Here is a 13401-nt window from a genome sequence, read left to right on the forward strand (position 1 = left end):
AGAGGAGATACATCGATATGGACCTATATTGGACGTGGAAAAAAGAGAAGAAGAAAGCCGAACCCAAGTCATAAGTCCGGCAGATCATATCTAAAGGGAATTTACACATAAAAAAGGACTTGACCTACTATCGGGGTCACTTTATACGATTTTTCGTATAAACTTGAACTCCTGCCGTACTTATTTGAATATTTGTACGTTTTTTCGTATAAACCTCTACTATACTCCCCTATTACAATGTTCACATTAGACTTTAAGACCTCATGCGATAAAAGCCACGTCCGAACGGCCCAGGGGTAATGGTTATAACACTTGGAAATACAAAAAAACCACCTTAAGATCTACTTTTTAAACCAAACTTCACTAATTAATTGCTTCTCGCATATACCATTGCGCTTGCGCATAAAACATTTGCGAGTATTTTCCATTACATTGTAACAACTCAGCATGTGTTCCCATTTCTACAATACTTCCTTTTTCCATGACGATGATGCGATCTGCTAGTTTTGCCGAGCCTAAACGATGTGTCACAATGATTGCTGTTTTCCCTTTAGAAATTCGCATAAATTGTTTAAATACCCTCTGCTCCTCCAATGGATCAATAGCTGCCGTAGGTTCGTCTAATACAATGAAATGATGTCTACGATAAATGCCTCTTGCGATCGCCACTCGCTGCCATTGCCCACCCGAAAGATCAACACCACCAAACTCTTTAGATAGTACAGTATCCTTTCCTTGCGGGAAGGAGTCGTTGTTCAAATTAAGTTCAAGCTCAGCGAGAGAGCTTTCTATCGTTGCAGATGAATACCAATCACTTATCTTCACATTTTCCTCGACATTTAACCCATACTTCAAAAAAGATTGAAACACGGCGGAATGCTGATGAAATATCGTCGAAAATGAAAGATCAGCCGTACATTTTTCATCATAAAAAACTTTACCTTCCGTTGGTAAATATAGACCGAGCAGCAGTTTTGATAGCGTCGATTTCCCTGAACCATTTTCCCCAACTATAGCAATCGTTTCTCCTTTTTTAATAGTCATATTTACCGCTTGTAGTGCATCATATGCCGCATGGGGATAACGAAAATAAACTTCTTTTAATACAATCTGCTGGTCAATACCATGAAATTGCTCTGTCCCACTACGTTCCGGCCAATCGAGCACTCGAAAATAATTACGAGAAGGTCCTAAAAATCGAAAGATCGACTTAATCTGTTGATCTAGCAGTTCCTCTATCAATTCCATTACCCCAGCAATACTAGCAAAGATAGCCGCAAACGCTCCCACACTAATGTCACCTTTTATAACAGCATCGATAAGTAGTGCCAGTAAAATACCGTAACCTAATAAACTAATAAGTCGCATGAGCATTTCATTACGTGTAGCTTTAAAATCAGTTCGCCACGCTTTTATATTCAATATGTTAATCACATGTAAAAACTTATGTTTGAAAAAAGGAATTGCTCCTAATAATCGTGTTTCTTTAAAGGAGATATTCGAAAGAAAACGGATACAATATCCTTGATACTATATACTTTACGGTTTAAAAACATAGTTTCCCTCCAATTTCCATTCATGCGGCTCATGCTGCATATTTAACCCTGTTAATATTACTTTATGTTAATAATATGTTATTTTTACATTATTTTTTTAGGTGGAAATAGCTTTTAGTATAGGTTGGAATGACTTACTTAACAACTACCTACAGCTCATGGCATGCAATAAAGTTAGCAAAATTAGTAAAGATAGTATCGTAATCAAAAAAAATAACCCAAGCAACAATTTTTCTCTGTGCTTAGGTTATGACTTATTTAACTCAAATCAACAACTACTTTTAACGTATCTCGGGCATCGATCGCTTTATCAAAAGCTGTCTGAATATCTGCTAATTTGTACTTATGCGTAACTAGTTTAGAAATATCTGTTTTTCGTTTATTAATATGACTAACTACTTTTGTTATATCTTCGTGTGTATATCCGCTAGCGCCGATAATTTTCACTTCTTTACTCATTACTTCCGCTAATGATACCGATACAGGCTCCTTGTAGACAGCAATAATAGCGATTCGGGCATGTGGTTTTACAATTTGCATCACTTGTTCGAACAATGGTGCCGCCCCTGCTGCGTCGACAAACGCATCAACATTAGGTACTTCTTTACCGTACACATTAACTGTTCCGAAGTGACGGCTCAATCCAGCAGATATCGTTTCCACTTTTGTATTCACTATTTTGGCACCTAGTTGCTCCGCAATTGCTAACCGATATTCATCCACATCAACTACAACAACGTTCGGAACTCCTTCTCCGATTAAACTTATTGCTGCTGAAACACCAATCGGTCCCGCTCCCAATATAACAATATTATCAGTTACTGTTGGGTTTGTACTAAATGCACCATGAAAGCCAACACTCATAGGTTCCATTAAGACTGCTTCTGTAGCGGTTACATCGTCGTTAAATAAATACAAATTATAATCCAATGCAGCATCTTCAACTAATACATATTGTGAAAAACCGCCTACTTCCAAAGAATATCGGCGACCTGCTCGTTTTGCTGTAATCGGATTAATTCCTACTCGCATCCCTTGCAAAACGCCGGTCACTTCCGCTCCAACTTCCACTACTTCTCCAAACAGTTCATGTCCAAATTGCTGTCCAAACCGAATGCCCATCTCATTGCCTGCTTTAATAATATTTATATCCGTACCACAAATACCACCACACAAATTACGAATTAATACATCTTTTGAGCCTACTGTTGGTTTGTCGCGTTTTTCTACTCGTACATCTTGTTTTCCATAGTAAATAGCTGCTTGCATCGTTATTCCTCCTCATTTTCTAGTTCCATCATTTCTACTAAAACACTAGCCATAGTCGTTGCTGTTTGTTGAAACTCTTGTTCACTCCACTCCATAATTAATCCCAACACCGCATTCGCATTGTATGAAGCATAGAACTCTCTTACTTCTTGCTTTATTTCCATATCTGTAAGCGATTGTCGGACAATAGTTTTGATACGCTCGTAAAATCTTTTATATATACTAAATTGAGAAGACGCGCTAAATATATAACGATACATTTGACGATGTGCGGCAACGTGGTGAAATAAACTAATCATTTGCGGTTGCAAATGGGTTGCTTGCGCATGTTGTCGCTGCTGCGAAGTTTTTCGTAATGAAGCTTCCAACTGCAACAATAATTCCTCTATAATCGCTTCTAGCAATTTTGCAACACTCTCATAGTGCAAGTAAAATGTTCTTCTTGTAATACCCGCTCGTTGGCATAATTCTGTTACTGCAACTTTTTCCAGTGGCTTCTCCGTTAACAATTCCATCAAAGCCGCTCTTAAACTTTCTTTCGTCTTTGTTACTCGCAAATCTTGAGTACTCATTATCAACTACCTTTTCTCACATTTTATTACTCACTTGTATAATAAGTATATTACATTTCCATCCCGTCAGCAACTTTCCTGCAACATCAAAAAAGCAACACCGCATATCGTTTCACCAGGAAACAACAGACGGTATTGCTTTATTTACAACTTTTAGGATAGGTTATTTTCGAAAACTTACTTCATTTTCACAATTCTCACCGCACGATCGCCTACGCCACCTACCTTAATTCGACAAGTACCTGACATACCTTCTTCATTCGAAACAACATTCATCCCCCACGTATCAATGACTTCTATTCGGAAAGTAGCATCTTCAGGCAATTCAATCGTGCGATATAACGGTTGATGCAAACCATAATATTGCAAGTAATATTCACCTTCTATTCCAATCGTAGGAACATCATAAATATGCGGCATAACGGTATAATTTTTCGGAGCTTCTGCTAAAATTTGTCGTAAATAGTTAATGCGCTCTGGACTTTCTCCATATAGCGATCCACCTTTAGCCCACCAGATTTCATCTTCAGGATGAACGTACGTTTCTCCATGCGTCACAAAAGCACCACGAGTAACTCCGTCCCACACTCTCCGCACCATTTCTTGTCCCGATACGTTCCCCCACCGCTGCGGAACATTACCTTCATAACAACACTCATCTATGACAATTGGTTTTTTAAACTGATTACGCCAAATGGCAGCTAATGTTACATCCCAATGTTGAATACTACAATGTGTCACCCAAGGATGGGTATGATCATAAAACTTAATACTCTGATGGTCATACATCTTCGTTCCGTTATGAATAGAGCGCAAATGAACGTATGGGTCATTTTCTCTGACAATTAAAAACAAGCGATCCCAATCTGCCATCGTTTTCTCTTTCATAAAATCATACTCATTCGCCAGTGACCACCATACGTTACGAAACGCACCTAACCGAGCGAGTACATATTTCAAATAAAAATCGTCGGTATCGGCATCCATCCGGTCAAACCCCCAACGACCTTTGTCATACGGATGGAATAAAATTAAATCTGCTTCGATACCCATTTGTTGTAACTCCAGTAGTCGCTCTTCTAGCAAAGCAAAAAATTGCGGATTAAACGTGGTCCAATCAAAACCGTCTGTTTCCGAACCGTTAAATGGAAATAATACCGTTTCTTCTTTGTTAAAACTATAATTTTTCGGAAAGATGCACATTCTAATTTTGTTAAAAGGAGAAGATTGCAGTGTTCGCAACGTTTGCTGCTGCAATGCTTCCGGTTGATGTGTCCAAGCATAACAAGTCGTGCCGAATGGAAAATACGATGTTCCGTCAGCATAGACGAATTGTTGCTCATTTTTCACTTGTACCGGTCCATGATTTCCTGCTGATGGTTCGGAACAGGTAAAACTGCCCACTTGTCCCGCTAATTCCGAAGCGTTACTTATCGTTTGATACGTCCACTCGCCAACGACATTTGGCATAAATCTAATTTTGTAAATACCGTCACCATCATAGAAACCAGTTATTGTCTGTTCCCGCCCATTATAACGAAACACTGCTTGCAAGTTAACATCTTTATATGGATTGCCTGTGGAAGGTCCTAGTAGTGTTAATTCGAACATCCCCCAGCGCTCTATTACTTGCTTCGTTTGCATCCTATTCACCCACCTTTGTCATTTTTACTGCAATATATGGTTTTCCAGGCAAGTCTAATGTAAACTTTCCACTTTTCCCTTCGTGTACCGCAACTATTTCCATATTCCACGTATCGATTACTTCCACTCGGAAAGTACTGCCTTCTGGCAGATCCATATAACGAAAAATAGGTTGGTGTAAACCATAATATTGCAAATAATATTCCCCTTCTACGCCAATGCTAGGGACATCTCGTACATGGGGCATATACTCATACTGGGCTGGAGCTGCTTCGATGATTTCTCGCATATAAGCAATGCGGGCAATACTATCGCCTACCAATTCTCCGCCACGAGCAAGCCATAATTCACTACTTCTCTCCAAATACGTTTCTCCATGACTTACAAATGCACCTCTCGTTACCCCATCCCAAAAACGTCGTGTCATCTCTTCGCCACTTAAATTGCCCCAGCGCCTCTCCATATTACCTTCATAACAGCATTCATCAAGTACGACTGGTTTGTTATATTGTTTCTGCCATTGCGTTACTAAACTAACGTCCCAATGTTGCGTACTACAATGGGTAATCCAAGGCTTGGCATAATCATATAGTTTCACACTAGCATGGTCATACATTTTCGTACCGTTATGAATCGAAGATAATCGTCGATGTGGATCTTCATTCCAAATAATTTGCAATAAACGATCCCAATCGGCCATTTGCTTATGCTCCATAAAATCATACTCATTGGCTACCGACCACCAAATATTGCGGTAAGCAGACAAACGAGCGAGCACATAACGTAAATAACGATCATCTGCTTCTGACGGCATACGATCTAGACCCCAACGTCCTTTGTCATAAGGATGGAATATAATAAGGTCTACTTCTATCTGCATCGCTTGCAATTGTTCGATTCGTTGCTCTAGCCGAGCAAAAAATGCTGTATCAAACGTATCCAATGAAAACCCAGCTTCTCTGGAACCAACAAACGGAAATCCATTCGGCTCTGAATTACCATAGTCATTCATAATAATACACATTCTAATTTTATTAAATGGTGAATTTTGAAGCGTTTGCAACGTTTGGCTTTGTAGCTCCTCACTTTGATGAAGCCACCCGTAACTTGTAGTCCCAACCGGTATGTACGGAGTTCCATCGGCATAAGCAAATCGTTTGTTATCTACCACTTGTACAGGTCCATGATTATCACCACTTGCCGTTGTACATAGCAATTGACCAAATTGCCCACTTAACTGCCCGTCATTGGAATCCACCCAATACTCCCATTCTCCTAATAAACAAGGACTAAATCGAACTTTATAAATACCATCGCCATCATAAAACCCTGTTACCCGCACCTGCTTATGTTCATGTCGAAACGTGGCACTAACCGTTACTTCCACAAACGGATTACCTTGGCTAGTACCTACTAATGACAATTCGAACATTCCCCACTGTTCTACAGTAGCTTTCGTCGACTGGCTCATGAATATCCCCCTTAATTTTTCATTCCATTGACTTGGGCTAATTACAAAACAACTACTCACTACTATCATAAAGGAAACTGTTTTGCTAAACAATACATATTTAATGAAGATATTTTTATTTTGTTTATATAAATTGTTTATACAAATATACAAACCAATGAGTAGGTAAAGAAAAAGCGCTCGAGACAGAAAACGAATGTTTCCATCACAAGCGCATATATAAACAACAATAAGTGCTACATATAAATCCTCATTGTTATTTCAACTTTGCATGTTCTAAAAACGTATCAAAATCATCTTTCTCAGGTTCTGCTAAAAGTAACTCTATTATAGAATCGTTTTTCCGAAGCACGGATGTCACGAATGTCACCAATGCGCTCTAGTAATTCATCAAAATAGTCTATGCCTAGATTACGAATTTCTTTTAAACGTTCGAAATCCATTGTAAAACCTTTTACAATAAATTCGCTTAGTCGTTCTGTAGCCCATTGTCGAAACTGCGTACCACGATGGGAACGAGCACGATAGCCAACTGCGATTATCATCATTTCCAAACTGTAAAATGCTACTTCTCGCTCTACCTCACGTGTGCCTTCAATTTTAACTATCCGGTTTCTCCGGACAGTTAAAAATTCTTCGAGTCCACCCTCTGCATAAATATTCTTAATATGTTCATTAATGGTTTTAATACTCTATCATATTTGAATGAATATACGCTGAAACTTTCATATTTATTTTGTAGTACTTTTGCTTACTAAATAAAATCCGTACATAATTACTATTAGTACTAGTACTATTCCTTGATAGGTAAACTTAAGAAACAAAATAGACGGCGAAATAATGAAAAATGCAGATACAGTCCAATTTATAAAAGTGTGTTTGAATCTTTTCTTCATTATTACTAAACTAATTGCCAAGTTTATCATAAGACCATAACAAATTACTCCCGTTATTGTCCCAATAAACTGTATCTGTTCTGTCATTGATTGGATTGATAATAAATGAACGATTAACCAGACAGCAACTATTAAAAAAACTATATTAAAAAAAGTTTGTAATAATGGATACAGAAACGGAGCAACTTTCGTCTTCACATAGTGTTCCATAAATTTAACACCATCGTCGCTTTTGAAAGTAATAGGATTATGTTGATTAAACTTTACTTCTTTGATTTCTGTTACTAAATTGGAATGAAGTTCCCTTAACAGTTTTACTCTTCTTTCCTCATTTTCCGCTATTTTAATTTCAAAACACTTTTTCATTAAGTCACTAGTCATTATGAAAGATGCTGCTGCCATTTTTTCATAGACAGTGTTTATATCTGAATTTTCATTTATATATTTGAATAATTCTAATTCAAGTTCAGAATAACAATCAATTGCTTTATCCGCTCGCTGCTGATGTTGTTTCATATTCTCCACATAACTACTTCTCGTCTCTTTATACATCCATAATATAATTGTAATAAGCACTGTATAAAAAATTGCTAGAACTGAATTAGGCACAATCTCCTTAATAAGATCTAAAATTGACATTTCACTCCTCCCCACTTAATACCTTTAATTTATTATGAAAACCTCACTATATTTATCGGACAAACTGTCATTTTTTTATATGTAATAACGACGCAATACGAGAAGCTCTAGCACCGATCAGGTAGTCCGGCGTAGATAGGATCACAGCAAAGAAGCAGAATTACGGGCTTTAGAAAAGAATCGAATAGGTACCTTGCAGCGATGTCGTAATAGTCAACTTAAATAAAGTTAGACATTAGTTGATATAGCAATCCTTTATATTTAATATCTAATAGACCTGCAATGATAACTATTAAAATAATTAATGCTACAATTGTCTTTTTATTCTTACTAGTAATCCACTTCACAACGTTCATCTCCTGAATGAATAACATGATTATGAAACATTTCAACTTAACAGATTTATTGAAAAAATCGGGTAGGTGGCTCCTTCAAATGGACGAACCAAAAAACAACGTACACAAAGTGCAAACCATCTTTTTTCAATGTTGTGTCTATTATAAATCAACAATTTCCCAGTACAGTTCAGCAGATGTGTCTGCTAGTAATTGGTAGAGTGCGGATGCAACAAGCTCAAAGCTAACGATATACTTCTGAGGAAATTCACAGGCTTGACCACCCACTGTTATCTCAACAAATTCATCTTCTTCCTCCAGTGTGCCAAGAAGATTGTGAATCGCCGTGCTTGTCTCAACTGTAACAATAAAATCCTGACTGCCACCACCGATCATGATCACGTTCTCCGTGTACTGAATCGTGACCAGACTACGTGTGAAGCCGTCCATCCGTCGAATGACTTCCAAGCACTTTTCAAGTGATGCATGAGCATGCTCGATGGTGTCAGCTAAAGCTCCTTTACGCTGTTCCTCATATATGGTTATCATCCGTCAATACTCCTTTTGAAACTTCTATAATATATCCATTTTGAAAACATTATTTGAATTATAGCATAAGAGTAACTAGTCAAACGATTAGCTATCAATTTCATTGAAGTAACGAGAGGAGTATACAATATGACGCTCATATTACGATAGATGCTAGTTCCATATTTTGGCTTAAGTCGTGATATGTGAAAATTAGTCGGTAAAATTCCGCCAAGAAATATTCGAAGACAAAGGTGGAGAAGTTTATTTTGTACAGCTTGAAGCGGATATTGAGGTGAGAATGAGCGTAACAAGACTCCTCATAGACTTTTACATAAACAAACAAAAAGGGATATCGTTCGATCGGAACAAGATCTAAAACAGACAATTGAGCATCTTCGATTGAACTCTTTAGGGGAGAAATCAAAAAAGAAAATTACATCAGAATAAACAACACGAGAATAACTGCTAATTTTGTCCTTGAGCCATAAACATATTACATTAAACCTCTGCTTATCCCTATTCCTCTTCAATTTACACTATTTTCAAAAAACATACTGGTTTAACACCTAACCAATATCGGACCGTCCACCACACTAAATAATTAATTTGAACAACACCAGCTACCGATCGGTAGCTGGCGTATTAATCTAGTATATTTGTTACAGTTGTAATATGCGATATCATATTATCTACCGTAACACCTTACCAAACTTTCCTTCACGTCATCACCAGCACCTAATTACCAGCATTCGAATTCAGATTCGGATTCGGGTTTGGGTTTTGACTAGGATTCGGATCTGGACTAGGGCTTGGACTCGGATCTGGGGTTGGGTTTGGATTAGGACTCGAGTTCGGAATCCAGTATGGAGTGAAATCAGCGTCAGTTGTTGGAGTTACCTCAGGCTTTATAATGAGAGATTCGATTACCGTAACAGGCATTGGTATGCTCTCTTCATTATGAACTGCATTGCCATACAACGTTTTTAGATCACTTATATCAATTTCCGGCATTTTAGATGATTCATCAAATGTTAAACCTTTATGCAGCTTAATTATGATCACTTTTTGGTCCTCAGATAGTTCGAAGCTATCTAGTTCCGGGTCAAGCGCTATGCCGTTAATTTTTATTTTGGACAAGTCAATAGACTTAGGACTGATCCTAACCGACAATTTTATATTTAATATATCGCTAGCATCAAAATGTGCTCCTACTGCGTGCAATGGTTGAGATTTTTCTAATGTTTTACCAGATTCGAATGCTCCAACAACGAGTAGCTCCCGATCTGCTGGTATATTTCCGCCGAACGCATCTTCTGAATCTTTATTCAACAAGTTAAGTTGGAGTGCTACATCAACGTAGCCTTTTGCCCAATCAGAAACGGTTGAATCGTCAACTCCTGGGGTCGACTTTACTTCCTTATCCAAGCCCAAGCCTCGGACTAAAAAGGTAGCTAATTGCTCCTTAGTTACCTTTCCTGCTGGATCGAAGCTACCTCCACCCACTCCATCCGTTATTCCTGCTTGCCTTACCGCTTCTATATAGGGTAGTGCATAACCGAACCCCGGAGTATCGATCTGTACATCTTTAAAAGATGATGTTTGAATACTTGTATCGACTCTCAAATTAAATACCAACGCTGCCACCTTTGCGAATTGCGCCCGATTCATTTCTTCTTTCAGTCCAAAATTTGTTTCAGATATACCATCGACAGTACCCATCATCAATAACGCATCGAACTTAGCCCTCGTATTCGCGTGCAAGTCTTTCAAATCGCTAAAATCAGCCGAAGTCTTCGCCGCAATTATACCGCTACCAATTGGTACGAGAAGTATCAAACTCAATGTTAGTACAATAGACCGAATGAAATTTTTTTTGTTCATAATTGCTATTCAACCTTCTTCCTAATATTTTTTGTTATATGCCTCATATCGTTTAATATATTAACATCAATAAGTCCCTCAAATATTAATGAATTATTAATGGATTTATAAAAAAGGGAAGCATAAAATAATTTTATGGAATTAATAGCAACTTATGTAAAAAGTAACGTGCTCCCTAAAATAATGATTAGTAAGAAGGTTAAAATATTATAAAGCAAGTACTACCGCTTCGTACCATCGATAGATAAACTTAGACGAAGTTAGAAAATAGTTGATAAAGTAGTCCTTTGTATTTAATATCTAATAGACCTGCAACGATAATTATTAAAATAATTAATGCCATTATTAATTTAATACGTTTACTAATCATCCACTTCATACTATTCATCTCCTGCAATATTTAAATGAGTAAAATTTACTTCAGCTTAACATATTTATTTAAAAGACGGATAGGACGCTCCTTCAAATTGAGCTTATTTTACCGGAGAAAGCAAAAAAAATTATAAAACAAAAAATAGCTTACACAAAGTGCAAACCATCTTTTTTTTAACGTTGAATTAATTATAAATCAATAATTTCCCAGTTCAGCAGATGTATCTTCTAGTAATTGGTAGAGTGCGGATGACGATGGTGTAAGCTAATGCTTCTTTACGCTATTCCTCATATATGGTGATCATCCATATATTGTCAAAGGAGATCGCATACAACAGCAGGTAAATTTAATAAACAAAATGAATGGTGATATAATGAAAAGTGAAATTACAAGCGAATTTGTATAAGTATGTTTGAACTTTTTTATATGAACCAAACTAATAAGAAAATTCAACATAATGCCATGATAAACAACGAGGAGGATGGAATTGTATACAATCGGGCAAGTGGCTAAATTTCTAGGGATGACCAGAGATACATTAAAGTTTTATGAGGAAAAGGAATTAGTAAAGCCTAAACAAGATGATACCAATGGGTATAGAAAATATAATCATTTTGATATATATGATGTGGTAACTATTAATTTTTATCGAGAAATTGATATAGAAATCAAAAAGATTCAAGATATTAGAAGAAGCAAGAGCATAGAGGAGCTAGCATACCTTTTAGAAGAGAAAGAACAACAAGTTCTGGAGGAAATTGCATATAAAAACTTGCTTTTAAAACGGATTCAACATGTTAAAGCGGATTGTCAAAAAGTAAAACAATATTTAGGAAAATATATGATAAAAGAAATGCAACCATTAAAAGTAACAGGAGAAATAACAGATCTAGCAGCTCATGATGAATATGATATTCTACAAAATAATCCAGACAATTTAAAGCAAGCAGTCACATTAACAGGGTTAAGAAGAGTAATAAAATTTAATGCAGAAGGTATCATAGGTGATAGATTTATCATAGTACGTAAAGTAGAGGACATTAATGACGATATAGAGGGTGAAGTTCTTACTTATCCTAAGTGTATTTATACGATTATTGAAAACGGTAGATGGTCAACTAATGGGAAAAATATGGATGATCAAGTCGAAGAGAGTTTAAGAAGAGTGGCATCACAAAAAGGATATGAACTATTAGGATTGGTGTTCGTTAATATGATCATTACTACTTATGAAGAAGGACTTGAACGTGTATTTCTGGAAATATATTCTCCGATAAAATAGTCCATTCATGTATTGACCTACGACTTACCCATAGGTTTAAGCTAAAGATATTAGTAAATATACGCTGTATTTTATTTGCTTAATATTTAGTTTGAAGTGGGGATTATAGATGAAAAGAGAAAAAAATTTAAAAAGACCAATAGTAAGCTTTATTTTATTGACCAATATCATTTTTTGGCCACTTTTTTTGCTTGTTGGCGCAGCAAGCTTGTTAGGATTTCCTTCAGTGGTATTTGATATTCTGTTTATTATATCCGCCTGGTCGTCAACAATTGCCTTTTTCATTTTATTTAAAAGAATTTATCCAGAACAACGTTTTATCCATTTCGTAAAAGAGAAATTCAACAATAAAATCAAATTATCTGTCGCTATTATAGCCATTATGATTCAAGTTTTAATATTTGGAATTATCGTGCTAATTGTAGCATCAAATACGAATGGAACAGAGTCAATTTATACCGTATCTTCTTTTGGAATGCTGATATACTTCTTTTTCAAAACTTTATGTTCAGGACCATTAGGAGAAGAATTAGGTTGGAGAGGATTTGCTCAAAATGAGCTTCAAAAGAAGTATTCACCTTTGAAATCTTCTATAATTATAGGGTTTTGGTGGGGATTGTGGCATCTACCAATATGGTTTACTACAGGGTTGACGGGCATTGAATTAATAAAGTATATTGTGTTTTTTATGATTGCAATTATTACAACAAAAATTATGATGACAGCTTTTTATAACTTGAATCAAAATTTAATTATTCCAATCATCATCCATCAATTCTTTAACTTTTTTATTGGTATCATAAATGGAAACTTAATTGATTTGATCATGTATAGTGCCATTTTATATGGTATAGTAGCGGTTATATTGATAGTTATTAATCCAAAGAAAGTACTATATAAGTAACGAAATAACAAATAGCCAACACAAACATCGCCAGCTACCTGATAACAA

The 13401-nt window shown here is 36.4% G+C and carries 13 protein-coding genes and 1 pseudogene; 3 read left to right on the top strand and 11 right to left on the bottom strand.

Annotated elements, in window-relative coordinates:
- Window positions 1-363 precede the first annotated feature (363 nt).
- The 9 genes from ACFSTH_RS12725 to ACFSTH_RS12765 form a co-directional block, all read right to left on the bottom strand.
- The gene (locus tag ACFSTH_RS12725; RefSeq protein ID WP_377774831.1) at window positions 364-1422 is read right to left on the bottom strand and encodes an ATP-binding cassette domain-containing protein; all 1059 of its coding nucleotides are present in this window, start codon (window positions 1420-1422) and stop codon (window positions 364-366) included.
- Window positions 1423-1814: 392 nt separating this feature from the next.
- Window positions 1815-2825 (bottom strand): zinc-dependent alcohol dehydrogenase, encoded by a 1011-nt coding sequence (locus ACFSTH_RS12730; RefSeq protein ID WP_377774830.1) that lies wholly within the window; start codon window positions 2823-2825, stop codon window positions 1815-1817.
- 2 nt (window positions 2826-2827) lie between these two features.
- Window positions 2828-3397, bottom strand: a complete 570-nt coding sequence (locus tag ACFSTH_RS12735; RefSeq protein ID WP_377774829.1) for a TetR/AcrR family transcriptional regulator — start codon at window positions 3395-3397, stop codon at window positions 2828-2830.
- Between the two features lie 177 nt (window positions 3398-3574).
- Window positions 3575-5041: a DUF5060 domain-containing protein gene (locus ACFSTH_RS12740; RefSeq protein ID WP_377774828.1), complete on the bottom strand. Its 1467-nt coding sequence runs from the start codon at window positions 5039-5041 to the stop codon at window positions 3575-3577.
- Window position 5042: 1 nt separating this feature from the next.
- Window positions 5043-6512 carry a DUF5605 domain-containing protein gene (locus ACFSTH_RS12745; protein WP_377774827.1) on the bottom strand — a complete coding sequence of 490 codons (1470 nt, stop codon included), beginning with the start codon at window positions 6510-6512 and terminating at the stop codon, window positions 5043-5045.
- Window positions 6513-6814: 302 nt separating this feature from the next.
- Window positions 6815-7201, bottom strand: coding sequence for a RhuM family protein (gene rhuM, locus ACFSTH_RS12750; RefSeq protein ID WP_377793704.1), 387 nt, complete (start codon window positions 7199-7201; stop codon window positions 6815-6817).
- Between the two features lie 42 nt (window positions 7202-7243).
- Entirely contained in the window at window positions 7244-8017 is a 774-nt protein-coding gene (locus tag ACFSTH_RS12755; RefSeq protein WP_377774826.1) for a hypothetical protein, read from the bottom strand.
- A gap of 248 nt (window positions 8018-8265) precedes the next feature.
- Entirely contained in the window at window positions 8266-8394 is a 129-nt protein-coding gene (locus ACFSTH_RS12760) for a hypothetical protein (RefSeq protein ID WP_377774825.1), read from the bottom strand.
- A 150-nt stretch (window positions 8395-8544) separates the two neighbouring features.
- The gene (locus tag ACFSTH_RS12765) at window positions 8545-8931 is read right to left on the bottom strand and encodes a hypothetical protein (protein WP_377774824.1); all 387 of its coding nucleotides are present in this window, start codon (window positions 8929-8931) and stop codon (window positions 8545-8547) included.
- 217 nt (window positions 8932-9148) lie between these two features.
- Between ACFSTH_RS12765 and ACFSTH_RS12770 the strand changes: the two are divergent.
- Window positions 9149-9401 (top strand): annotated as a pseudogene (locus ACFSTH_RS12770) (shikimate kinase); the annotation flags it as partial.
- A gap of 247 nt (window positions 9402-9648) precedes the next feature.
- Here the strand turns inward: ACFSTH_RS12770 and ACFSTH_RS12775 are convergent.
- Both ACFSTH_RS12775 and ACFSTH_RS12780 read right to left on the bottom strand, forming a co-directional pair.
- Window positions 9649-10794, bottom strand: coding sequence for an S-layer homology domain-containing protein (locus ACFSTH_RS12775; protein ID WP_377774823.1), 1146 nt, complete (start codon window positions 10792-10794; stop codon window positions 9649-9651).
- A 250-nt stretch (window positions 10795-11044) separates the two neighbouring features.
- On the bottom strand, window positions 11045-11173 hold the full coding sequence (locus ACFSTH_RS12780; RefSeq protein ID WP_377774822.1) for a hypothetical protein: 129 nt from the start codon (window positions 11171-11173) through the stop codon (window positions 11045-11047).
- 481 nt (window positions 11174-11654) lie between these two features.
- Between ACFSTH_RS12780 and ACFSTH_RS12785 the strand changes: the two genes are divergently transcribed.
- Together ACFSTH_RS12785 and ACFSTH_RS12790 are read left to right on the top strand one after the other, a co-directional pair.
- Window positions 11655-12449, top strand: a complete 795-nt coding sequence (locus ACFSTH_RS12785) for a MerR family transcriptional regulator (RefSeq protein ID WP_377774834.1) — start codon at window positions 11655-11657, stop codon at window positions 12447-12449.
- Window positions 12450-12558: 109 nt separating this feature from the next.
- Window positions 12559-13353: a CPBP family intramembrane glutamic endopeptidase gene (locus tag ACFSTH_RS12790; protein ID WP_377774821.1), complete on the top strand. Its 795-nt coding sequence runs from the start codon at window positions 12559-12561 to the stop codon at window positions 13351-13353.
- The last annotated feature ends 48 nt before the right edge of the window (window positions 13354-13401 follow it).

The sequence above is a fragment of the Paenibacillus yanchengensis genome (genome assembly GCF_042684845.1).
Classification (GTDB): Bacteria; Bacillota; Bacilli; order Paenibacillales; family Paenibacillaceae; genus Pristimantibacillus; species Pristimantibacillus yanchengensis.

Coding starts and splice junctions, on each gene's coding strand:
- ACFSTH_RS12765 (WP_377774824.1), bottom strand. CDS start 8,931: ATGATAACCATATATGAGGAACAGCGTAAAGGAGCTTTAGCTGACACC.
- ACFSTH_RS12775 (WP_377774823.1), bottom strand. CDS start 10,794: ATGAACAAAAAAAATTTCATTCGGTCTATTGTACTAACATTGAGTTTG.
- ACFSTH_RS12790 (WP_377774821.1), top strand. CDS start 12,559: ATGAAAAGAGAAAAAAATTTAAAAAGACCAATAGTAAGCTTTATTTTA.
- ACFSTH_RS12735 (WP_377774829.1), bottom strand. CDS start 3,397: ATGAGTACTCAAGATTTGCGAGTAACAAAGACGAAAGAAAGTTTAAGA.
- ACFSTH_RS12745 (WP_377774827.1), bottom strand. CDS start 6,512: ATGAGCCAGTCGACGAAAGCTACTGTAGAACAGTGGGGAATGTTCGAA.
- ACFSTH_RS12740 (WP_377774828.1), bottom strand. CDS start 5,041: ATGCAAACGAAGCAAGTAATAGAGCGCTGGGGGATGTTCGAATTAACA.
- ACFSTH_RS12780 (WP_377774822.1), bottom strand. CDS start 11,173: ATGAAGTGGATGATTAGTAAACGTATTAAATTAATAATGGCATTAATT.
- ACFSTH_RS12730 (WP_377774830.1), bottom strand. CDS start 2,825: ATGCAAGCAGCTATTTACTATGGAAAACAAGATGTACGAGTAGAAAAA.